This window comes from Modicisalibacter sp. (genome assembly GCF_055145905.1).
This window is the reverse complement of record NZ_JBSREH010000033.1, coordinates 81,449-103,979: the sequence shown is the minus strand read 5'-3', so window position 1 is coordinate 103,979 and position 22,531 is coordinate 81,449. Positions and strand designations below refer to the sequence as shown.

20 protein-coding genes are annotated in these 22,531 nt (G+C 69.6%); 9 read left to right on the top strand and 11 right to left on the bottom strand.

Features of this window, described 5'->3' with window-relative positions:
• Positions 1-175: 175 nt before the first annotated feature.
• From ACTCB7_RS10865 to ACTCB7_RS10855, 3 genes are all read left to right on the top strand, one after another.
• Positions 176-1,429, top strand: a complete 1,254-nt coding sequence (locus ACTCB7_RS10865; protein WP_463006693.1) for a cell division protein ZipA — start codon at positions 176-178, stop codon at positions 1,427-1,429.
• Positions 1,430-1,554: 125 nt separating this feature from the next.
• Complete coding sequence (ligA, locus tag ACTCB7_RS10860) at positions 1,555-3,606, top strand: NAD-dependent DNA ligase LigA (RefSeq protein WP_463006692.1); 2,052 nt, start codon at positions 1,555-1,557, stop codon at positions 3,604-3,606.
• Positions 3,603-3,869: a YheU family protein gene (locus ACTCB7_RS10855; RefSeq protein WP_463006691.1), complete on the top strand. Its 267-nt coding sequence runs from the start codon at positions 3,603-3,605 to the stop codon at positions 3,867-3,869. Before ligA ends, ACTCB7_RS10855 begins: the two co-directional genes overlap by 4 nt.
• Positions 3,870-4,088: 219 nt before the next feature.
• Here the strand turns inward: ACTCB7_RS10855 and ACTCB7_RS10850 are convergent, their stop codons facing one another.
• The 3 genes from ACTCB7_RS10850 to ACTCB7_RS10840 are packed head-to-tail and all read right to left on the bottom strand — an operon-like array spanning position 4,089 to position 7,061.
• Positions 4,089-5,180 carry an ABC transporter permease gene (locus ACTCB7_RS10850; RefSeq protein WP_463006690.1) on the bottom strand — a complete coding sequence of 364 codons (1,092 nt, stop codon included), beginning with the start codon at positions 5,178-5,180 and terminating at the stop codon, positions 4,089-4,091.
• Positions 5,177-6,118 (bottom strand): ABC transporter ATP-binding protein, encoded by a 942-nt coding sequence (locus ACTCB7_RS10845; RefSeq protein WP_205596259.1) that lies wholly within the window; start codon positions 6,116-6,118, stop codon positions 5,177-5,179. The genes ACTCB7_RS10850 and ACTCB7_RS10845 overlap by 4 nt, the downstream gene beginning before the upstream one ends.
• Entirely contained in the window at positions 6,108-7,061 is a 954-nt protein-coding gene (locus ACTCB7_RS10840) for an HlyD family secretion protein (RefSeq protein WP_463006689.1), read from the bottom strand. Before ACTCB7_RS10840 ends, ACTCB7_RS10845 begins: the two co-directional genes overlap by 11 nt.
• A 272-nt stretch (positions 7,062-7,333) precedes the next feature.
• Between ACTCB7_RS10840 and ACTCB7_RS10835 the strand changes: the two genes are divergently transcribed.
• Complete coding sequence (locus ACTCB7_RS10835) at positions 7,334-8,488, top strand: patatin-like phospholipase family protein (protein ID WP_463006688.1); 1,155 nt, start codon at positions 7,334-7,336, stop codon at positions 8,486-8,488.
• Positions 8,489-8,534: 46 nt separating this feature from the next.
• Complete coding sequence (locus ACTCB7_RS10830) at positions 8,535-9,338, top strand: 3-hydroxybutyrate dehydrogenase (RefSeq protein ID WP_224416534.1); 804 nt, start codon at positions 8,535-8,537, stop codon at positions 9,336-9,338.
• 27 nt (positions 9,339-9,365) lie between these two features.
• Here the strand turns inward: ACTCB7_RS10830 and mnmC are convergent, their stop codons facing one another.
• From mnmC to ACTCB7_RS10800, 6 genes are all read right to left on the bottom strand, one after another.
• Positions 9,366-11,393 (bottom strand): bifunctional tRNA (5-methylaminomethyl-2-thiouridine)(34)-methyltransferase MnmC2/FAD-dependent 5-carboxymethylaminomethyl-2-thiouridine(34) oxidoreductase MnmC1, encoded by a 2,028-nt coding sequence (gene mnmC / locus ACTCB7_RS10825; RefSeq protein WP_463006687.1) that lies wholly within the window; start codon positions 11,391-11,393, stop codon positions 9,366-9,368.
• Positions 11,394-11,566: 173 nt separating this feature from the next.
• Entirely contained in the window at positions 11,567-12,601 is a 1,035-nt protein-coding gene (locus tag ACTCB7_RS10820; RefSeq protein WP_163649769.1) for a patatin-like phospholipase family protein, read from the bottom strand.
• The gene (locus ACTCB7_RS10815) at positions 12,598-13,734 is read right to left on the bottom strand and encodes an alpha/beta fold hydrolase (RefSeq protein ID WP_163649835.1); all 1,137 of its coding nucleotides are present in this window, start codon (positions 13,732-13,734) and stop codon (positions 12,598-12,600) included. The genes ACTCB7_RS10820 and ACTCB7_RS10815 overlap by 4 nt, the downstream gene beginning before the upstream one ends.
• A 15-nt stretch (positions 13,735-13,749) precedes the next feature.
• A complete protein-coding gene (locus ACTCB7_RS10810; protein WP_463006686.1) occupies positions 13,750-15,588 on the bottom strand; it encodes a PHA/PHB synthase family protein in 1,839 nt (612 codons plus the stop codon).
• Positions 15,589-15,744: 156 nt separating this feature from the next.
• Positions 15,745-16,044 carry a YciI family protein gene (locus tag ACTCB7_RS10805; RefSeq protein WP_163649771.1) on the bottom strand — a complete coding sequence of 100 codons (300 nt, stop codon included), beginning with the start codon at positions 16,042-16,044 and terminating at the stop codon, positions 15,745-15,747.
• 33 nt (positions 16,045-16,077) lie between these two features.
• The gene (locus tag ACTCB7_RS10800; RefSeq protein ID WP_163649772.1) at positions 16,078-16,629 is read right to left on the bottom strand and encodes a septation protein A; all 552 of its coding nucleotides are present in this window, start codon (positions 16,627-16,629) and stop codon (positions 16,078-16,080) included.
• 88 nt (positions 16,630-16,717) lie between these two features.
• Between ACTCB7_RS10800 and ACTCB7_RS10795 the strand changes: the two genes are divergently transcribed.
• Together ACTCB7_RS10795 and ACTCB7_RS10790 are read left to right on the top strand one after the other, a co-directional pair.
• A complete protein-coding gene (locus ACTCB7_RS10795) occupies positions 16,718-17,617 on the top strand; it encodes a PHP domain-containing protein (protein ID WP_463006685.1) in 900 nt (299 codons plus the stop codon).
• Positions 17,618-17,686: 69 nt separating this feature from the next.
• A complete protein-coding gene (locus ACTCB7_RS10790) occupies positions 17,687-18,310 on the top strand; it encodes an L-threonylcarbamoyladenylate synthase (protein ID WP_463006684.1) in 624 nt (207 codons plus the stop codon).
• Positions 18,311-18,367: 57 nt separating this feature from the next.
• Here ACTCB7_RS10790 and ACTCB7_RS10785 read toward each other — a convergent pair whose 3' ends face one another.
• Together ACTCB7_RS10785 and ACTCB7_RS10780 are read right to left on the bottom strand one after the other, a co-directional pair.
• Positions 18,368-19,240, bottom strand: a complete 873-nt coding sequence (locus ACTCB7_RS10785) for an ion transporter (protein WP_463006683.1) — start codon at positions 19,238-19,240, stop codon at positions 18,368-18,370.
• Between the two features lie 15 nt (positions 19,241-19,255).
• Positions 19,256-20,128 (bottom strand): CYTH domain-containing protein, encoded by an 873-nt coding sequence (locus tag ACTCB7_RS10780; RefSeq protein WP_463006682.1) that lies wholly within the window; start codon positions 20,126-20,128, stop codon positions 19,256-19,258.
• 102 nt (positions 20,129-20,230) lie between these two features.
• Here ACTCB7_RS10780 and ACTCB7_RS10775 point away from each other — a divergent pair, with 102 nt between their 5' ends.
• Positions 20,231-20,911 carry a TIGR00153 family protein gene (locus ACTCB7_RS10775; protein WP_163649777.1) on the top strand — a complete coding sequence of 227 codons (681 nt, stop codon included), beginning with the start codon at positions 20,231-20,233 and terminating at the stop codon, positions 20,909-20,911.
• A gap of 52 nt (positions 20,912-20,963) precedes the next feature.
• Positions 20,964-22,235: an inorganic phosphate transporter gene (locus tag ACTCB7_RS10770; protein WP_224420102.1), complete on the top strand. Its 1,272-nt coding sequence runs from the start codon at positions 20,964-20,966 to the stop codon at positions 22,233-22,235.
• Positions 22,236-22,531: the final 296 nt, after the last annotated feature.

Genomic DNA, 22,531 nt, shown 5'->3' with positions numbered 1-22,531 from the left:
GCGCCCGGCGTTCGACAATCGTGTTTCGCCGGCAGGGAAAAGAAGGGCGATTGAGAGGGCTCCGGGGAAAGGCTTGACTTTCCCGCGCAAGTGGCCTTTTTTTTGTCAATCGCGCTATGCTAGTGACGAGGTGAATACCTAGGCATTGCGCCTTATCAAACAGGCAAGACGACCCATGGAACTAAGAGAGTGGTTGATCATCCTGGGGCTGGTTCTGGTGGCGATCATCGTCGTCGATGGCGTGCGCCGCCTACAGCGCCAGCGCAAGGTGCCCCGGCTCGACGAAGTCGAGGACGACGAACGGGAGAGCGTGGATCCCGAAGAGGCTGCACGCCGGGCCGAAGTCAACTGGGAGCTGCCCAATGGAGGGGCGCGGGTCGTCAGTCCGGCATCGAAGACGACCGTCGAGCCCAAGCCCGATCTCGAACGTCAGGAGCACCCCGGGCCGTCGCGGGTGTTCGCGCGCATGAAGCGCGAGACCGCCGACGCTCGCAAGCCCGGCGCCGAACGACCGGAACAGGCGCCGCGTGCCCGGCGCGACGAGGCGGCCGACGTGGAGGCGGGCGACGCGCCTTCGGTGACCATGCCGCTGCATGCCGAACGGGATGACGCCCCGCATCGCGAGGACGCGCCGAAGCGGGCTGGCGAGCCGGCAGACGGGGAGGCCTCGCCCCGGGCCGGCCGCGACGTGGCCGGCGGCCTGACACGCTCCATGAAGCGTGTGTTCCAGCGCCGCGAGCGGGACGAGGAGGTTCATGAGTCCGCCGCGGCTGCGGAGCCGGCCTTCGAGATGCCCGAGGCGATGCCAGAAAGCGAATCGGCCCCCGAGCCCGAGGTCGCGCCGTCCGAGCCCGAGACGCCGGTGGCCGCCAGCGAAGCCGCCGAGGATGCCCCGTTGCGCGATGACGTGGTCACGCCGCACCCGGTGGTCGAGAAGGCGCGCCGTCATCCGGTGAGCGCCCAGCGGGCCCGGGAGGCCCTGGGCCGTGCCGAGGATGTCATCGTCATCAGCGTGATGGCCCGCGACGACGAGGGCTTCGCGGGTACCGACCTGCTGCGGCTGATGCTGGCCTGCGGGCTGCGTTACAGCGACATGGGCATCTTCCTGCGCAACGAGACGGAAGATGCCGACAGCGCGCTGCAGTTCGCCATGGTCGACGTGGTCAAGCCCGGCACCTTCGCGCTCGAGACGATGGACGACTACGCCACGCCCGGCATCACCTTCCTGATGCCGCTGCCCGGGGCCCGGGACTCCGCCGCCGCCTTCGAGGCGATGGTCGAGACGGCGATGGTGGTGGTGCGCAACCTCGGCGGTGAGCTCAAGGACGAGAACCACAGCGTGATGACCGCGCAGACCGTGGAGTTCGCCCGCCAGCAGGTGCAGGAGTTCGAGCGTCGCCACCGGTTGCACCGTTCCCAGGCCACCTGACGCCGTGCGCCACCGCAACCCGACCCCGTGAGCGATCACGGGGTTTTTCGTTGCCGGATTGCTAGAATGGCGTGCCAGCGGCCCCTTGGCCCTGTTCTTTCGCCATCGACCGGGAATCACCACGCATGACCCAGCCCGACCCGTCACTGCGCGACGAAGTGAACCGTCTGCGCGCTGAACTCGACGATGCCAACTACCGTTACTACGTGCTCGACGCGCCGGAGCTGACCGATGCCGACTACGATCGCCGGCTGCGCCGCCTGCAGGCGATCGAGGCCGATCACCCCGAGCTGGTGACGCCCGATTCGCCCACCCAGCGGGTCGGGGCCAGGCCCGCCGAGGGTTTCCCCGAGGTGCGCCACGCGGTGCCCATGCTGTCGCTGGACAACGCCTTCGACGAGGAGGAGCTGGCGGCCTTCGTCAAGCGGGCCGCCGACCGCCTGGAAACCGATCCCGAGGTGCTGGCGTTCTGCTGCGAGCCCAAGCTCGACGGCGCGGCGGTGTCGCTGGTCTACGAGCATGGCGAACTGACCACCGGCGTCACCCGGGGTGACGGCCGCACCGGCGAGGGCATCACCTCCAACCTGCGCACGCTCCGCTCGGTACCGCTGAAGCTGCGCGGCCAGGGCTGGCCCGAGCGGCTGGAGGTGCGTGGGGAAGTCACCATGCGTCACGCCGCCTTCGAGGCGATGAACGACCGGGCGCGGGAATCGGGCGACAAGGTGTTCGCCAATCCGCGCAACGCCGCTGCCGGCAGCCTGCGCCAGCTCGACCCCCGGATCACCGCCACCCGGCCGCTGGAGTTCACCGCCTACCAGCTCGTGCAGCCGACGGAGCGCCTCGCCGATATCGACATTCCCGCCCACAGCGAACAGATGGCGCAGCTGCGTGACTGGGGCTTCCGGGTCAACGATCAGCTCAAGGTGGTCCACGGCGCCGAGGGCGTCATCGACTACTGCCGACGGCTCGGCGAGACGCGTGACGGGCTCGGCTACGATATCGACGGCGCGGTGATCAAGGTCGACGACCTGCGCCTGCAGCGCGAGCTGGGTTTCGTCGCCCGGGCGCCGCGCTGGGCGATCGCCTTCAAGTTCCCCGCCCAGGAGCAGACCACGCGGCTCAACGATGTCGAGTTCCAGGTCGGTCGTACCGGCGCCATCACGCCGGTGGCACGCCTCGAGCCGGTCAGCGTGGCCGGGGTCACGGTGTCCAACGCCACGTTGCACAATGCCGACGAGATCGCGCGCCTGGGGGTGATGATCGGCGACACCGTGGCCATCCGTCGCGCCGGGGACGTGATCCCGCAGGTGGTGCGGGTAATCGAGAGCGAGCGCCCCGCCGATGCCCGCGAGATCGTCTTCCCCGAACGCTGCCCGGTCTGCGACTCGCAGATCGAGCGGTTCGAAGGCGAGGCGGTGGCGCGCTGCTCGGGTGGTCTCTACTGCGCCGCCCAGCGCAAGGAGGCGCTCAAGCATTTCGCCTCGCGCCGGGCGCTGGATATCGAAGGGCTGGGCGAGAAGCTGATCGATCAGTTGGTCGAGCGCGACTGGGTCGAGACCCCGGCGGGCCTGTTCGCCCTCGAGGCCGAGGCGCTGGCCGAACTGCCGCGCATGGGCCGAAAATCCTCGGAGAACCTGGTCGCCGCCCTGGAGAAGGCCAAGGCGACGACGCTGCCGCGCTTCATCTTCGCGCTGGGCATCCGCGAGGTGGGCGAGGCCACCGCCGCCGGCCTGGCCCGCCACTTCGGCACCCTCGAGGCGCTGATGGCGGCGGACCGCGCGGCGCTCGAGGCGGTGGAGGACGTCGGCCCCATCGTCGCCGCCCATGTGCACACCTTCTTCCGCCAGCCCCACAACCGCGAGACGATCCAGGCGCTGATCGACGCCGGCGTGCACTGGGAGGAGGCCGAGGTCGAGGCCCGGCCCACGCCGCTGGCCGGGCAGACCTGGGTGCTTACCGGCACCCTGGAGAGCATGACCCGCGACGAGGGCAAGGCGCGCCTGCAGGCGCTGGGCGCGAAGGTCGCCGGCAGCGTGTCGAAGAAGACCGCGGCGCTGGTGGCCGGCGAGGCCGCCGGCAGCAAGCTCAGGAAGGCCGAGGAACTGGGCGTCGAGGTGCTCGACGAGGCGACCTTTCTGACGCGCCTCGCCGCCTGGGAAAACGGGGAGGAGCCATGAGCGGACGTTTCGTCGAAGTGCCCCATCGCCTGCTGCCGGGCGAGACGCTGGACGCCCTGCTCGAGGCGTTCGTCACCCGGCAGGGCTACGACACCACCGACACCGGCGAGGGCATGCGCGGCTGGGTGGTCGAGCTCCGGCGCCAGCTGGAGCGCGGCGAGCTGGTCATCGCCCACGACCTGCGCACCGAGACCACCGAGGTGATGACACTGGCCCAGTGGCGCCGCTTCGGCCGCGACCTGGCCGACGACGAGGAGGAATAGGCTTTGTACGAAAACTGCCTGCGCTCGGCAATACGGCGTTAAAAATCGGCTCAAAATACTCATTTACACCCCGTAAACTCCGCTTTTTCGCCGATTTTTGCCTTGTCTTGCCTTCGCTCGCCGACTTTTCGTACGAACCCTAGACTCGGGCTGCGGGCTATATCGCGACTGACGTCGCTTCCACCGGCAGCCTGACTCTCGCTCCTTGCCGGCTGCCGTTCAATCCAGCCGCTTGCGCAGCCGTGACACGGTCAGCCCCAGCATCAGCAGGGTGAACACGCCGAGCGCCGCCAGCGACGGCCACAGTTCGGCGAGGCCGGCGCCGCGCAGCATGATGCCGCGAATCAGCCGCAGGAAGTGGGTCAGCGGCAGCAGTTCGGCAAACCAGCGGGCCGCCCGGGGCATGCCGGCGAAGGGGAACATGAAGCCCGAGAGCAGGATCTGCGGCAGGAAGGTGAACACCGCCAGCTGCATGGCCTGGAACTGGCTGCGCGCCAGCGTCGACAGGAAGATGCCCAGCGCCAGGTTGGCGACGATGAATACCAGCGCCGCCGCGTAGAGCGCCGCCGTCGAGCCGCGGATCGGCACCGCGAACAGCACATCGCCGAGGAGCAGCACCAGGGTGACCTGCACCAGGCCGATGGCGATGAAGGGCACGACCTTGCCCAGGGTCAGTTCCCAGCGTGACAGGGGCGTGGCGATCAGCAGTTCCAGGTTGCCGTTCTCGCGCTCGCGGACCAGGGCGATGGCGGTGAACATCACCAGCGTCATGGTCAGGATGACGCCGATCAGCCCCGGCACGGTGTTGATCGGCGCCCGCCGTTCCGGATTGTAGTAGTTGACCACTTCCACGGGATCGACCCGCCGCGTCCAGCCGGCGTCGCCGGCCACCGGGAAACGGGCCAGCTGGCGGGCGGCGGCCTGCACCACCTGGTCGGCCCCGTCCACCACCAGCTGCAGCGCCGGCCGGTCGCCGCGGGCCAGGCGCACCTCGAGATCGGCGGGCACCACCAGGGCGGCGCTGATGCGCCCCGCGCGCAGCAGCGCCTCGGCGGCCCGGGGCGTGGCGACCCGGTAGCGCAGGTCGAGCACCTGGCTGGCGCCGATCGCGTCGATGATTTCGCGGGAGTGGGCCGTGCCGGCCTGATCGACGACCGCCGCATCCAGCCCGCGCACATCGAGGTTGATGGCGTAGCCGAACAGAATCAGCTGCATCACCGGAATCCCCACGATCATCGCGAAGGTCAGCCGGTCGCGGCGCAGCTGGCGCAGCTCCTTGACGATCACTGCGAGAAGGCGGCGCAGGCTCACGGCGCCGCCCCAGTGGCCGGTGCGCGGCGGGTGGCGGCGACGAACACGTCCTCGAGGCTCGGCGTGTCGGCCCGGGCGCTCGCGCTCAGGCCGGCCTGCTTCAGCGCCCGGGTCAGGGTCTCGGGGGCGGTGCCGGGCACCACCAGCACGCGCAGGGCGGTGCCGATCTGCGCCACCGCGATCACCTCGGGCAGTGCCAGCAGCCGTTGCTGGGCCTGGCGCGGCCGGTCGGTGACCACGCGCAGCGGGCTTTCCGGCAGGGCCTCCATCAGCGCCCGGGGGCTGCCGTCGGCGACCAGGCGGCCGTGATCGAGAATCGCCAGCCGCGTGCAGCGTTCCGCCTCGTCCATGTAATGGGTCGAGACCAGCAGCGTGGTGCCGGCGTCGGCCAGCTCGAACAGCGCCTCCCAGAAGTCGCGCCGCGACTGCGGGTCGACGGCGCTGGTGGGCTCGTCGAGCAGCAGCAGCGCCGGGGCGTGCATGACCGTGGCGGCCAGCGCCAGGCGCTGCTGCTGGCCGCCGCTCAGGGTGCCGGCCAGGCGGTGGCGCAGCTCGCCCAGCGTGTAGCGTGCCATCAGGGCATCGAGACGCCGTCCGAGGCCCGCCGTCGGCAGGTCGTGCAGCGCCGCCAGGAAGCGCAGGTTCTCGAGCACCGTCAGGTCGCGATACAGCGCAAAGCGCTGGGTCATGTAGCCCAGCTCTCGCTTGAGCCGTTCCGCCGCACCGGGCAGGGCGTGGCCGAGGACCGTGATCTCGCCGGCACTGGGGGTCAGCAGGCCGCAGAGCATGCGCAGCGTGGTCGACTTGCCGGAACCGTTGGGCCCCAGGAAGCCGTAGACCTCGCCGCGCGTCACCTCCAGCGATAGATCGTCGACGGCCAGGGTCGCGCCGAAGCGCTTGCTCAGGCCGCGGGTGCGGATCACCGTCTCAGCGCTCACCGTCGAGCTCCACGCGGACCGGCAGGCCCGCCACCAGCCGCTCTGCCGCCGTATCGGTCAGGCGCGCCCGGGCAAGGTAGACCAGGCGGCTGGCGTCGTCGCCCGCCAGGGCATAGTAGGGCGTGAAGGCCGGCTCGCGGGCCAGGCGCTCCACGCGGGCGGCGAAGGGGCGCGCGATGCCCGTGACGTGCACCGTGACCGGGTCGCCCACGGCGAGCGTCGCGCGCCGGTCGGCGGGCACGTAGAAGCGCGCGTAGGGGGCCTCGCCCACCAGCAGGCTGACCAGGGGGGCGCCCGCCGGCGGCTGGTCGCCGGGGCGAAAGGGCAGGTCGTCGACCCGGCCGTCGCGGGGCGCGGTGACCACCAGGCGGTCGCGATCGACCCGCAGGTCGTCGACATGGGCCCGGGCGGCGTCCACCGCGGCGACGGCGGCGGCGATGCGTTCCGGTCGCTCGCCGCGGAGCAGTTCCTCGAGCCGGGCGGCGAGGGCGTCGGCCTCGGCCCGGCGCTGGTCACGCAGGGCCAGGGCCTGATCCAGCTCGGCCGTGGCCAGCGCCCGGCGCTGGAACAGGCGCTGGCTGCGCCGGTAGTCAGCCTCGGCCAGCGTCTGCGCAGCCCTGGCGCGGGCGAGATCCGCCCGGGCCGCGGCGATCGTCTCGCGGCGTGGCCCCTGCCGGGCTTCCGCCAGGGCGGCGCGGGCCCCGTCGAGTTCGCCCTCGGCCCGGGCCAGGCGGGCGTCCAGGCGTCGCGGGTCCAGCGTCAGCAGGGGCTGGCCGGCGGTCACCCGGTCGCCCTCGGCGACCCGCCAGCGCTGCACGGGCTCCGAGACCTCCGCCACTAGGGTGATGCGATCCCACTCCAGGGTGCCGGGCAGGCCCGGTGCGGACTCGCCACAGCCGCCGAGAAGAAGCATCGCGAGGCCGACCCGCACGAGACGCCACACGCCCCGGCTCGCGCGCGGCCGGGGGCGGAAAGGCGGACAGGAACGACGAGCGGTAGGCGTGTGCATGGGGCGACTCTACCCCAGCCGTGTCCCCGCGGTCTTGACGTCAATCACGCGGGAAGGACGGGGCCGGCATGTTGCGGCGCAATACGCGACTCCCTAGAGTGAAGGGGAGAGGCCGTCGCCATGACGGAACGCATCGCGAGTCGCGGGGTCGATTCGAAGGTGTCTCTCGATCCGAGAGTCTCTCGCGAAGGGCCGCAGGGGGTGAAATGTCACGACCCATGAACATCCTGGTACTGCAGGGCGGTGGCGCCCTGGGGGCCTATCAGGCGGGTGTCTATCAGGCGCTCAGCGAAGCCGACATCGAGCCCGACTGGGTGGTGGGCACCTCGATCGGTGCCATCAACGCCGCGCTGATCGCCGGCAACCGCCGTCGCGACGTGCTCGCCCGGCTGGAGGACTTCTGGACCCGAGTCGCCCAGCCGTCGTCGAGCAGCAGCGTGGCGCTCGAGCACTACGAAACCGAACTGGCCAAGTTCCTGGCGCTGACCACCGGTGTGCCGGGGTTCTTTCACCCGCGCCCGCCCTGGGAAATCCCGCTGACCCACAACTGGTGGGGCACGCCGCCGAGCTTCTACGACGTCACCCCGCTCGAGCGGACCCTGGAGGCGCTGGTCGACTTCGAGCGGCTCGGTACCCGCAACCTTCAGGACGGCAAGCGGCTGAGCGTCGGTGCGGTCAACATCAGCCGCGGCGCGATGCGCTACTTCGACAGCCACGACGAGCCGCTCTCGGCACGCCACGTGATGGCCAGCGGCGCGTTGCCGCCGGCCTTCCCGCCGGTCTGGATCGACGGCGAGGCCTACTGGGACGGCGGCCTGTGTTCCAACACGCCGATCGACTACGTGCTCGAGAGTGAACGGCCGGGCAGTGACATGCCGATCAACTGCTACGTGATCGACCTGTGGAGTCCGCGCGGCCCGGTGCCCGAGACCATCAGCGATGCCATGCATCGCGAGAAGGACATCCAGTACGCCACCCGGGCCGGACACAATCTGCACTTTCTCAAGGAAATCAATCGTCTGCGCGAGGCGTTGCGCAAGCTGGGCAAGCATCTGCCCGACGCCGTCCGCGATGACGATGACGTCGCCGCGCTGCTGGAGCTCGCCCGCCAGTCACCGGTCAACATCGTGCGGCTATTGGCGCCGGCCCGCGAGGCGGAGACCGCGCAGAAGGATATCGACTTCTCCTATTCGACTATCATGGAGCGCTGGCGCGCCGGGTATCATGACATGAAGGGCGCGCTGGCGATCTGCCCCTGTCGGCGCGATCCGGTCAGCGACGAGATCGGCGCCAACGTCTGCAGCTATCGCAGCAATCTGGACGGCCACCTCGAGGACCTGACCGATGTGCCGTTCGAGTGACGCGGCCGGCCGCGTCCCGATGGATCAACCGAGGAGAAAAGCCAGCATGTCATCGCATCCCGCGCAGAATCGACTCCAGAATCAGGTCGCCTTGATCACCGGCGCCGCCAGCGGCATCGGCAAGCAGATCGCCACGCTGTTCGCCGAGCAGGGCGCCCGGGTGGTGATCCTCGATCTCGACCGCGAGGCGGCCCGGGCCACGGCCCGCGAGCTGACCGAACAGGGCGGCACGGCGCTGGGAGTGGGCGCCGATGTCACCGACGAGCAGCAGGTCGAGGCCGCCTTCAAGGAGGCCATCGACGCCTACGGGCGGCTCGACGTGATGATCGCCAACGCCGGCTCGCAGCATGTCGAGCCGATCCACAAGCTGTCCTACGATAACTGGAAGAAGGTCACCAATATCCAGCTCGACGGCAGCTTCCTGTCGACCCGTGCGGCCTTCCGCCAGATGATGACCCAGGATGGCGGCGGCTGCCTGATCTACATGGGTTCGGTGCACTCCCATGAAGCCTCGGCGATGAAGTCGCCCTACGTCACCGCCAAGCATGGCCTGCTGGGCCTGTGCCGGACCATGGCCAAGGAGGGCGCCGAGTACGGCATCCGCGCCAACACCATCTGCCCGGGCTACGTGAAGACCCCGCTGGTGGAGAAGCAGATTCCCGACCAGGCCCGCGAGCACGGCATGAGCGAGGACGAGGTGGTCGAGAAGGTGTTCCTCAAGGACACCGTCGACAAGCAGTTCACCACCGTCGAGGACGTCGCCGAGACGGCGCTCTACCTGGCGACCTTCCCCTCCAGCGCACTGACCGGCCAGTCGATCGTGGTCAGCCACGGCTGGTTCATGCAGTAGGCATCACGCCTGCCCCGGCGGCCCGTCTCAGCGGGCCGCGCCACGAATCAGCTCGGCGATCAGCCGCCGCCCGGGATGCAGGTGATCGGCCAGTACCCGGGGCAGCGGCAGCGGCTCGTCGCAGATCCGCGAGGCGATCAGCTCGGCGCACAGCGGCGTGCTGGCCAGCCCCCGCGAGCCGTGGGCGGCGCTGATCCACAGCCCCGGATGATGCCGCCCGGGCGTCTCCGGCACCCGGCGCCGGGCATCCTTGCTCAATGCGGCATAGTCGCGGCGCCAGGCCGCGGCATCGGGCACCGGCCCGGCATAGGGCGTCTTGTCGGGGCTGGCGGCGCGCACCGCCGCGCGGCCTTCCAGCCGCGCCGGGTCGAGATCGATCCCGGCCTCGCGCAGCGCCGCGACATAGCCCGGCAGGGTGCGCTCCAGTTCGGCCAGGTTGGCGGCGTGGTCGGCCTCGCGCACGGCCGTGTCGGCCACGTTGGGGTGAAAGGTGGCACCGAAGGTCAGGGCGTCGCCCACGGGCGGCGGCAGGTAGCCGCCGGCACACACCACCTGGCGCGGTCGCGGTGCCGACGCGGGCAGCGTCAGGTGGGTGACCTGGCCGCGAATCGCCTGCAACGGCAGGTCGGCGGTCTGGGCCAGGCGTGTGCCCTCGGCGGCGGTGGCGATCACCACCTGATCGGCCGCGAGAGTGGTGCCGTCGGCGAACCCCAGCGACCAGCCGTCATCCGCGGCGTTCAGCGTCGCCACCTCGCCGTGACGGAAGGCGATGCCCGGCGTGTCGGCCAGCCGCCGGCACAGCGCCGCCGGGTCCACCCAGCCCGCCTGTGGATAGTCCAGCCCGCCCGTCTCCAGCGGCCAGCCGATGGCCCGGCTGGCGGCTTCGGCATCGAGCCCCGTGACCACCGCCCCGGGCAGCGGATGATTGTCGAGAAAGCGCCGCTGACGCCGTGTCTCGCGCTCGCCGGTGGCGCGCTGCAGCACGCCGCAGTCCTGCCACAGGGTGCGGTCGGGATCGAGGGCGGCGAGCCAGCGCCGGGTGTGCAGCAGCCCGGCGAGATAGAAGCGGCTCTGCCGATTGGTCTCGGCGGCGAGCTTGACGTAGAGCGCGCCCTGGCGATTGCCGGAGGCGCCGGCGGCCGGCCCCTCGCGGTCGATCAATGTCACCGCCACGCCGCGCCGGGCCAGGGCATGAGCGACACCGGCACCCGCCAGCCCGGCGCCGATCACCGCCACGTGCTCGGCCTTCCGGGGGGCGGGGGGCTGGAACCAGGGCGTGGCCCGGCGGGCGCAATCCCTCGGCGGGTCGGCCAGTTCGGCGACGAGCATCTCGCGCTTGCGGCCGAACCCGGGCACCTTGCGCCAGACGAAGCCCGCGGCCTCGAGGCCGCGCTTGACCACCCCCGCGCAGGTGAAGGTGGCCACGCTCGCCCCCGGGCGGCTGGCCGCGGCCATGGCGGTAAACAGCGCCGGGTGCCACATTTCGGGGTTCTTGCTGGGCGCGAAGCCATCCAGAAACCAGGCGTCCACCCGCCCGTCGAGCTGGGCAAGCGCCGCGGTGCTGTCGCCGAAGTGCAGGTCGAGCACGACGCGCGCGTCCAGCCACAGCCGGTGCACGCCGGGCACCGGCTCGGGCCACTGGGCGATCAGCCGGGCGGCCAGCGGTGCGAGGCCGGGCCAGGCGGCCAGTGCCCGGGCCAGGTCGTCGCGGGCCAGCGGAAAGCGCTCGGTGGAGACGATATGCAGTCGTGCGTCGGGCGGGGCATGCTCGGTGAAGCAGGCCCAGGCACAGAGCACGTTGAGCCCGGTGCCGAAGCCGGTCTCGCCGATCACGAAGGGGCGCGTCTCGTGCCAGGCGGCGAATCGTTCGGGCAGGCGATTGGCACGGATGAACACATGCTCGGTCTCGGCGCGGCCGTCGTGGCGCGAGAAGTAGACGTCGTCGAAGGCGGTCGAGTGTGGCGAGAGCCGGTCGGTCTCGTCGCGGCGCCAGTCGAGGGCGGGCGTGTCGAGACCGGTCAGGGGCGGCAGGGCCGAATTGGACGGGGTAGACAATGATGAAGCTCCGGCGGCGTCAGGATATTGATCAAATTTTACCCGATCGTGGCAGGGCAGCGAACGCCATGGGGTGGCGCAAGGCGTCCGCGGGGTTTTCACAGAGTTTTCCACAGCTCCTGTGCATGAACGCCGGCTGTGGACGAGCAGCGAGAACCGACTGACCGTCGCGGCTATTCAGCTCGGCGGGGCCGGCGGGACGACGCCGTGGGCCTTCGGGCCTGGCGGCCGTCGCGATAGCCATTGGCGATGCGCCGCTGGATCGCTCCGGGAGAGAAGTCGGCCGGCCCGCCGCCGTCATTGGCATCATGATTGCCGATCACCCACAGCCGGTCGATATGACGGTAGGCGAGCAGGCGGCGATAGGCGGAGCGCCGGCGTAGCGGGCTGTCCGCGGGCAGGGCGGCTTCCATCTCCTCGACGAGCTCGATCAGGTCGTTGATCCGGCGCAGCAGCTTCAGGTCCAGCTTGAGCTTGCTGGCGAAGTTGATCTCGAACGCGCGCTCCACGACGTCGAGGAACTGTTCGGGCGCCGGGGCTCGTTGGCGGAAGGCATCGATGACGATCAGCTCGCGCTGTACCTCGGCATCGCCGGGCGCCAGTGATTCGAGGGCATCGATCGCCGAGCGCAGCGGGGTATTGGAAACCAGGCCACCGTCCCAGTAGCCATGGCCGTGGAGCCGTGTCGCCGGGAAGCCGGGCGGCAGGCTGGCGCTGGCCAGGATATGTTCCAGCATCAGGCCGTGGCGGTTGTCGAACTCGACGAGCTCGCCGCTTTCCACGTCCACCGCGGTGACGGTCACCCGGATACGACTGGCGTTCAGGCGCTCCAGGTCGATCCAGCGTGCCAACGACTCGCGTAGTGGTGTGGTGTCATAGACGTGGGTGGCGAGCCAGGGCGCGGTCAGCCAGGCAGGATCGAGCCGATACATGGCCGGGTTGCCGAACAGGCCCTGGTTGGCCTGGAGCGTGTCGGGCACCAGCGGCGCCGGGGTCAACGACAGCTGGTCCCACATTGCCTGCAGCGTGGTGATCGGCTCGCCACGGGCGCCCACCAGCACCGCTGCGGTAATGGCGCCGATCGACACGCCCGAGACGGCGTCCAGCCGGAAGTCCTGACGTTCGTGGAGCGCCTTGAGGACGCCGAACTCATAGGCACCCAGCGCGCCGCCGCCCTGCAGGGCGAGCGCCGTCAGGCGACGGCTCATGAGGTGCCGCCGGCGGCGATCCAGCGGGCGATCGGCGGCCAGTACTCGCTGAGCGTGCGGTGACCCATGAACAGGCCGATGTGGCCGCCCGGGGCGAGTGCCCGGGTCACCGCGCCGGGGGCGCTGCCGAGCAGGGTCTCGGCGGCGAACACCTGCTCGCGGGTGGTGATGTCGTCTTCCTCGCCGGCCAGCAGGTAGGCGGGGCAGGTGACGTCGGCGAGCGCCAGGCGTCGGCCCAGCCCGACGAAGCGGCCGCGGGCCAGGCGGTTTTCCTTGAACAGCTCGGTGATCGCCTGCAGGTACCAGCGCCCGGGCAGATCGAGCGGATTTTCATACCAGCGCGAGAAGGCCTCCTGCTTGGCCAGGTAGACGGGGTCCTCGATGTGCTCGTAGAGCTCCAGGTACTTGTCGATGTACTGCCTGTCCGGGTGCATGTTCTTCCAGCCCTGGAGCATGAACTCGCCGCGCATCAGCCCGTCGCCGAGCGCCACCAGATGCTCGTAGAAGGCGAGCGGCAGCTGTTCGACCATGCGCTTGATGGGGCCGTCGCCGGCGGCGGTGTCGATCGGCGAACCGGCCAGCACCAGGGTAGCGACGCGGGACGGGTAGCGGGCGGCGTACATCGCCGCCATCCAGCCACCCTGGCACAGCCCGACCAGATTGACCCGGCCGCCCAGCTCGTCGATGCAGACGTTGAGTTCGGCCAGGTAGATGTCGATGTCGTAGTCCTTCATTGCCGGCGTGGCGCTGTGCCAGTCGGTCACCAGCACTCGCGACAGGCCGCTGTCCAGCAGCGTCTCGACCAGGCTCTGGCCAGGTTGGTAGTCGGCGATGGTGGCGTGGTGGCCGGCGTAGGGAGCGATGACCAGGGTGGGCGTCTCGTCCGCGTCGGCCTCGTCGGGCGAGAAGTCGCGCAGCGTCAGGGTGTGCAACACCAGGCGCGGGCGATTCGGCGTGACGAACTCCGGCGGCGGGCCGTGATCGATCGCCGCGGTCTCGGCGAGGAACTTGAGGTTGTCATTGAACAGTCGCCACTCCTCCTCGGCCAGCGTCGCCGCGGCAGTGAACGGCCAGAAGAGGGGAACGCTGTTCTCGGCGAGCGCGTGGTGGCTGGTCTTGGTGGATCGAGTCATCATGTTTCCCGGTAATCAGGCCTGACGGACGTAGCAGCCCGGGGCATCGGCCAGCGGTGGATAACCCTCGGCGCCGAGGGTCGGCGGAGCGACGTCACCGGTGGAGCGTGCCGCCAGCCAGGCCTGCCAGGCCGGCCACCACGAGCCTTCCCGAGTGGCGACGGTCTGCCGCCAGGTGTCCGGGTCGACGTAGGGCTCGTCGTCGCGATAGGTGTGCATCTGGTAGCGCCGGTGCGGGTGCCCGGGTTCGCTGATGATGCCGGCGTTGTGCCCGCCGCTGGTGAGCAGGAAGGTGACCTCGCTGGCATCGCCCAGCAGATGGATCTTGTACACCGAGTGCCAGGGGGCGACGTGGTCCTTGCGGGTGCCCACGGCGAAGATCGGCACACGGATGTCGCTGATCGCCACCGGCCGGCCGCCCACCGTGTAGCGCCCGGCGGCCAGTTCGTTGCCCAGGAACAGCCGGCGCAGGTACTCCGAATGCATGCGGTAGGGCATGCGGGTGAGGTCGGCGTTCCAGGCCATCAGGTCGCTCATCGGCTGGCGCTCGCCGAGCAGGTAGTCGTGCACCACCCGCGACCAGATCAGGTCGTTGGAGCGCAGCAGCTGGAAGGCGCCGGCCATCTGGTCGCCGGCCAGGTAGCCCTGGTCCCACATCATGTTCTCGAGGTAGGCGACCTCGCTGTCGCTGATGAACAGCATCAGCTCGCCGGCCTCGGTGAAGTCGACCTGGGTGGCCAGGGTGGTCAGCGAGGCCAGCCGCTCGTCGCCGTCGCGGGCCATCGCCGCCGCGGCGATCGACATCAGGGTGCCGCCCAGGCAGTAGCCCACCGCATGCACACGCCGCTCGGGCACGATGGCGCCGATCACGTCCAGCGCGGCCATCGGCCCCAGGCGCCGGTAGTCCTCCATGCTCAGGTCGCGATCCGCCGAGGTCGGATTGCGCCAGGAGATCATGAACACCGTGTGTCCCTGGTCGACCAGGTAGCGCACCAGCGAGTTGTCCGACGACAGGTCGAGGATGTAGTACTTCATGATCCAGGCGGGCACGAACAGCACGGGTTCGGCCTTCACGGTTTTCGTGGTCGGGGTGTACTGGATCAGCTCGATCAGGTGGTTGCGATAGACCACCTTGCCGGGGGTGATCGCCAGGTTCTCGCCGACGCGGAAGTCCTCGGCACCCACCGGGGGCCGGGTGCTGAAGCGGCGCTCGGCATCCTCGACGGCATTCTGCCAGCCACGCACCAGGTTCATGCCACCCTGTTCGAGGGTGGTACGGGTGATTTCGGGGTTGATCCACGGCAGGTTGGAGGGTGACCAGCGGTCGAGCATCTGCCGGGCGATGAACGACACCACCCGCTCGGTGTGGGGCGAGAGGCCGTCGATGTCGGTGGTGGCGTTGTGCCAGAACTGCTGGTTGAGCAGGAAGCCCTGATAGATCAGCGTGTAGGGCCACTGCCCCCAGGCCGGGTCATCGAAGCGGTGGTCCTGGGACAGCGGCTCGATGCAGGGCGCGGTGGGGCCCTTCGAGGCCAGCTGGCCGGCGTGGACCGCCAGGCGCAGCCACTTGCGCATCGCCTTTTCCTGCAGCTCGAGCTGCTTGCCCGGCGACAGCACGAGATGGCTGAGCCACTCGACGTAACTGCTGGCCAGCCCCGCGGGGCTGATGCCCAGCGTCACCCGCGCCAGATTGGCCTTGAAGGCCCGGTCCAGCGCCCGCGCCGTGTAGTACCCGGGCAGCGGCGGCAGGGCCAGAGGCGAGAAGGGGGCGACCGGGTGGCGGGGCGGCTCGGCGTGGCTGTTGCCGAGGTCGAGCGTTTCGGGGGGCGTGTCATCGGGACGGGCTTCGGCCATGACGGTCTCCGGCGGGTGGCGGGCGGGACTGTCAGCATAGTGGCGGGAGCGGGTGGGCGCCCAGTGGCGGGAAGGGCGATATCGCCAAAGCCTGATCTCGGTCAGGCACGGCCGGTCAGGCACGGCCGGCCGGGGCGGCCGGCCGGGGTCGCTCGGTCAGGGCAGGACCTTCTTGAACGGCTTGACGGTGACCCGGGTGTAGACGCCGGCGATCATGTATGGATCGGCATCGGCCCAGGCCTGGGCGTCGGCGAGGCTGTCGAACTCGGCGACCACCAGGCTGCCGGTGAAGCCGGCGTCGGCCGGGTCCTCGGCGTCGACCGCCGGATGCGGGCCGGCCAGCACCAGGCGGCCTTCGTCGCGCAGCTTCTCGAGGCGCGCGAGGTGGTCGGGGCGGGCGGCCTTGCGCTTTTCCAGGCTGTCCTTGACGTCTTCACTGAGGATGGCGTAGAGCATGATTGGCTTGTCTCCTTGGGAATGACGGGCGCCTCAGCGGTCCTGACCGCCGGGCGCGGCCTCGGCATGGCGGCTCAGGTACACCCCCTGGGCGAGAATGAACGCCAGGGTCAGGCCGAGCATGCCGAACAGCTTGAAGTCGACCCAGGTGGCCTCGTCGAAGGTCTTGAAGACCACGACGTTGAGTACCGCCATGGCGATGAAGAATACCACCCAGGCCAGGTTGAGGCGCTGCCAGATCGCCGCGGGCAGGGCGATGGCGCGCCCCATCATGCGCTGGACCAGCGGCTGGCCGCCGAAATACGGTGACACCAGGAAGGCCACCGCGAACAGGGCGTTGACCACGGTCGGCTTCCACTGGATGAAGGCGGCGTTCTTGAACACCACCGTGGCGCCGCCGAGCACCACGATCAGCCCCAGGGTGACCAGCTGCATGGTCTCGAGCCGGCGGGTGCGCCACCACTGGAAGCCCACCTGGGCGAGACTCGCCGGAATCAGCACCAGCGTGGCCAGCACGATGTCGCCGCTGAGCTGGTAGACCACGAAGAACAGCGCGATGGGCAAAAATTCGAAGAGCAGTTTCATGGCAGGGTCCTGACGGGCGCGGCGTTGACCCGCGGGGTGCGGGGCCGCAACATGAGACTCCATTCTGACAAAGACGCCCGACGGCGTCATGCCGATGATCCCGCTTCCCGATACTCTCGCCGCCCCCGGCGTCGATCTGCACATGCACTCCACCGCCTCCGACGGCGCGCTGTCGCCCGAGGCGCTGATGAGCCTGTGCCGGTCGCGCGGGCTGACCCACGTGGCCCTCACCGACCACGACAGCGTGGCCGGCGTGGCCGAAGCCGCGGCGGCCGCCGAGCGGCTGGGCCTGACCCTGCTGCCCGGCGCCGAGCTGTCCGTGCAGTGGCGGGGCCTCACCGTGCACGTGCTGGGCTATCTGCCCGAGGGCGCACTGGCGCCCATGTGCGAGGGGCTGGCCGCCCAGGCCGAGGCCCGCGAGGCGCGCAATCTCGAGATCGCCCGGCGGCTCGAGGCGGTGGGGCTCGACGACGCCCTGGCGCGGGCCCGGGCCGGGGTGACCGAGCAGCGTCCGCTGGGGCGGCCGGACTTCGCCCGGGCGCTGGTCGAGGCCGGTGTGGTGCCGGATATCGCCGCCGCCTTCAAGCGCTACCTGGGCGCCGGCAAGCGCGGCGACGTCAAGATGCACTGGCCCTATCTCGGCGAGGCACTGGGCTGGATCCGCGCCTCGCGCGGCGTCGCGGTGCTGGCGCATCCGCTACGCTACAAGCTGACCCGACGCAAGCGCGGCCTGCTGCTCGACGACTTCGCCACGGCCGGCGGCGAAGGGGCGGAGCTGCTCAGTGGCTTCCAGAACCCCGACGAGACCCGCGACCTGGCCCGCCAGCTCGCCGAGCGCGGCCTGCTGGCGTCCCGGGGCAGCGACTTCCACTTTCCCGGCGGCCATCTCGCGCCGGGCACGGTGAGCGACGTCCCGCGTACGCCGGTCACGCCGCTGTGGCATCATCCGTCACTGGCGGCCTTCGCCGGGCGGGCAGTGCCAAGCTGACGCCCGAGACGTCGTCGGCCGCTGCGTCCCCGTGCCGAGGGGCGCCGATTACCACCGCAAGGAGGGGCCATGACTCAATTCTTCCAGATTCATCCGGAAAACCCGCAGAAGCGCCTGATCGATCAGGCGCTGAAGATCATCCGCGACGGTGGCGTCATCGCCTATCCGACGGATTCCGGCTATGCCCTGGGCTGTCATCTGGGGGACAAGAAGGCGATCGAGACGATCAAGTGGCTGCGTTCGCTGGACGACAAGCACAACTTCACCCTGGTGTGCTCGGACCTTTCCGAGATCGGCACCTACGCCAAGGTCGACAACGCCGTCTTCCGCCTGCTGAAGAGTCACACGCCCGGACCCTACACCTTCATCCTCAACGCCACCAGCGAGGTGCCGCGCCTGCTGCTGCATCCCAAGCGGCGCTCGATCGGCGTGCGCGTGCCCGACCATCGCATCACCCACGCCCTGCTCCAGGCACTGGGCGAGCCGCTGATGAGCGTGACCCTGATCCCGGTCGGCGAGGAACTGCCGATGACCGACCCGGAGGCGATTCGCGAGCGCTTCGGCGCCCACCTCGACCTGGTCATCGACGGCGGGGCCTGCTCGCTGGAGCCGACCACGGTGGTCGACCTGCGCGATCTGCCGCCGACCATCGTCCGCGAAGGCCGCGGCGATACCACGCCCTTCACCGAATAGTCCTCGCCCGCCGCAACGGCGGCCCCGGCGGTGAAGATGCCGGGGCCTGAATGACGTTCAGTGGTCTCGGCCCCGTTCGTGGTGGCGCGGGTCCTCGGTTTCCTCGTCGAGCCAGGTGCCGCAGCGCCGGCAGTAGCGTGCATCGCGTTCGTGCCCCTCGTGGCCGCAGCCCGGGCAGGCCTCGTCGGAGTAATGCTGTTCGCGGATCGAGCGGATCATCTCCGCCGAGAACACCCCGGTGGGCACGGCGAGGATCGCGTAGCCCATCACCATCACCATCGCCGAGATGAACTGGCCGATCGGCGTGATCGGCGTGATGTCGCCGTAGCCCACCGTGGTCAGGGTGACGATCGCCCAGTACAACGCCTTGGGAATGCTGGTGAAGCCGGCCTCGGCGGGCTCGATCAGGTAGATCAGCGAGCCGAAGATGGTCACCAGCATCAGCACCGTGGAGAAGAACAGCAGGATCTTGCGGCTGCTGCGCCTAAGCGCCTGGACCAGCAGCGTGCCCTCGCCGAGGAACTCCATCAGCCGCAGCACCCGCAGCAGGCGCAGGACGCGCAGGATGCGCACCACCAGCAGCGACTGCGCGCCGGGGATCAGCAGGCTCAGCCAGGTGGGCAGGATCGACAGCAGGTCGATGACCCCGTAGAAGCTCCTGAGATAGCGCAGCGGGCGCTCGAGACAGTACAGGCGCAGCCCCAGCTCTGTGGTGAAGGCCAGGGTGAACCCCCACTCGAGCAGGTGGAACAGCTCGCCGTAACGCGCGCGCAGGGCGGCCACGCTGTCGAGCATCACCACCGCCACGCTGATCAGGATCAGGCCGATCAGCAGCAGGTCGAAGCCCTTGGCGAGCCGCGTGTCGGACTCGAAGATGATCTGGAACAGCCGGGTACGCAGGCCGACGCCGGCCGGACGAAGTGAAGGCACGCGGGTCTCCTCGAGTCAGCGGCGGTGCAGGGCGGCGAGCAGGGCCAGGCTGCGGCGGCCGAAGGCCGGGGTCAGCCAGGGCGTGGCGTCGAGTGCCGTGGCGAGCTCCCGGGCCGCGTCGCGCTGGCCAGCGGGCAGCGAGTTATCGTCGGCCAGGCTCTGCAGTGCCGTGCGGGCCACGCCGAGGAAGCGCTTCTCGCCGCTGTCGGCCAGGGCGTCGAGGGCGGTGATGGCCCGGTCGAAGCGCGCTGCCGCCTCACCGGGCAGCGGGCCATCCTCGAGCGGCCAGCGGCCGTCGCGCAGGGCGGCGCCACGGGCGGCCTTGCTGGTATTGGCCGGGCGCAGCGCCAGGGTGTCGGCGATGTCCTCGGCGAGGCGCCACAGGGCTGTTGGCTCCCCCGCCTTGAGTTCCAGTTCAAGCTCCTCGATGGGCGCGCGGCGCTCGCCGGCGCGGACCTCGCCGCGGTCCAGCGCGACCTCGATGGTGGCCTCGGGGCCCTCCAGCCACCAGCTCGTGCGCTCGAAGTCGGTGGTGAAGCCGGGCTCCAGCGCCTGGCGTATCTCCTCGCCCAGCGCCTGCATCGGTTCCAGCGTCGCCAGCCCCTCGCGGTCCAGGGCCGGGCCGGGGATCTCCCACTCCCACTCGCCACGGGTGGAAAGCCCGCCGGAGCCCTGGCCGGCGGTCTTCAGGGTCTGCAGCCAGCGGTCGGGCGTGCGCCGGGTGCGCAGGGCCACCCGGGCGCGTTCCAGATCCCCCGCGGGCGCATCGTAGTAGGTGTTGGCGAGGTGCTCGCGCACGGGGGCGAGCCCGGCCAGCCGCGGGTGCGCGGGCAGCGCCTCGGCGGCACCGGGGCCGAGGGCCAGCTTGAGTTCGATTTCCTGCGGCATCGTGCTATCTCCATGATTCGGCAAAGATGAATTTTTCATGACGCTGGGATGGCGAGTCACTATACTGGGCGCGCCATTACCCAATCGACGAATGATGCCTTCATGGTGACATCCAACCCGTTTTCCGCGTTGTTCGGGCGATCGCCTTTTCAACCGCTGCTGGCGCACATCGTCAAGACCAGCGAGTGTGCCGCTCAGCTGCTGCCGTTCTTCGACGCCGCCCAGGCCGGTGACTGGGAATCGGCAGCCCGGTGTCGCGAGGCGGTCACCGACCTCGAGCACGAGGCCGATGTGCTCAAGACCCAGCTGCGCCTCAACCTGCCGAACACGCTCTTTCTGCCCGTCTCGCGCTCCGATCTGCTGGAGCTGATCAGCGTACAGGACAAGATCGCCAACAAGGCCCGCGACATCACCGGCATCATGCTGGGGCGCCGCATGCAGGTACCCGAGTCGCTGGCCGTGCCGATGCGCGAGTATCTGGTCACGGCGGTGGCCACCGTGAATCAGGCGCGCAAGGCGCTGGAGGAACTCGAGGATCTGCTCGAGTCCGGTTTCGGTCGCAATGTGTCGGATCTGATGCAGAACCTGATCCGCGAGCTGCACGAGCTCGAGCATCAGGCCGACGATCAGGAAATCACCATTCGCCGCCAGCTGTTCGATCTCGAAAGTCAGCTGCCGCCGGTGGATGTGATGTTCCTCTACAAGATCATCGACTGGATCGGCGATCTGGCCGATCGCGCCGAACGCGTCGGCAGTCGTCTGCAGATTCTCACCGCACGCTGAGCCCGGGCGTTCGCCCCGGGCTTTGACACGTCACTCAAGAACAGTCCTGCCTATGTCCATCATTGCGCAATACGGCGACGTATTCATCATTCTCGCCTGTGTCTTCGGTTTCTTCATGGCCTGGGGCGTCGGTGCCAACGACGTGGCCAACGCCATGGGGACCTCGGTCGGTTCCAAGGCCATCACCATCCGACAGGCGATCATCATCGCGGTGGTCTTCGAGTTCCTGGGCGCCTGGCTGGCCGGCGGCCAGGTCACCGAAACCATCCGCAAGGGGATCATCGACCCCTCCCTGCTGACCGGAAGCCCCGAGTTGCTGGTCTACGGCATGCTGGCCTCGCTGCTGGCTGCCGGGTTGTGGCTGCTGATCGCCTCGGCCCGGGGCTGGCCGGTGTCCACCACCCATTCCATCGTCGGGGCGATCGTCGGTTTCGCCGTCGCCGGCCTCGGCGTCGACTCGGTCGGCTGGGGCAAGGTGGGGCAGATCGCCGCCAGCTGGGTGGTGTCGCCGCTGCTGGCCGGGTCCATCGCCTATGTGCTGTTCCGCTCGGTGCAGGTACTGATCTTCGAGAATCGCGATCCTTTCGCCGCCGCCAAGCGTTACGTGCCGGCCTACATCTTCCTGGTGGGCTTCGTGATTTCCATGGTCACCCTGGTCAAGGGGCTCTCCCACGTGGGGCTCGACCTGAGCTTCGGCCAGAGTCTGCTGATCGCCGCGGCCATCGGGGTGGTGATCATGGTGCTGGGCATCCTGCTGGAGAATCGCGTCAACCGCGAGAAGAAGCGTGCCGGCGACAGCTTCGGCTACTCCAGCGTCGAGCGGGTGTTCGGCGTGCTGATGATGTTCACCGCCTGTGCCATGGCCTTCGCCCACGGTTCCAACGACGTCGCCAACGCCGTCGGCCCGCTGGCCGCGGTGATCAGCGTGGTCGGCTCCAATGGCGATATCGGCGGGGCCGCGGCCCTGCCCTGGTGGGTGCTGGTGCTGGGCGGTGGCGGCATCGTCGTCGGCCTGGTGACCTACGGCCACAAGGTGATCGCCACCGTGGGCACCGGCATCACCGAGCTCACGCCCAGTCGCGGCTTCGCCGCCACCCTGGCCGCCGCCACCACGGTGGTGCTGGCCTCGGGGACCGGGCTGCCGATCTCCACGACCCATACCCTGGTCGGCGCGGTACTCGGCGTGGGACTGGCCCGCGGCATGGCGGCGCTCAACCTGCGCGTGCTGAGCACCATCGTGCTGTCGTGGCTGATCACGCTGCCGGCCGGCGCGCTGCTGGCGATCCTGTTCTTCTTCATGCTCAAGGGCATGTTCGGCGTCTGACGGCTTTCAGCGAGTTGGCAATGCAGACAGCTCCCTCAGAACGATCGCAGATAGGCGCAGCACACGGGGCTGATCCGTCGCCAGGTCTGCGAGGGGGCGCTGTGGACCCTTCCCTGGGCGCTACCTACGCCATCCATGGCGTAGGACCCCCTCTTCGACCTGTCCCCGGCGCACCTCGTCATGGCAACGACAATTGCCCTGTGGGGCTCCCTCCGGGGAGTCCCGCCTTTTCATGGGCTCTGATATAGTCAGGGACCGGGCCCGTGCCACTACCGGCGGCCCACTCTTCCTGCCAC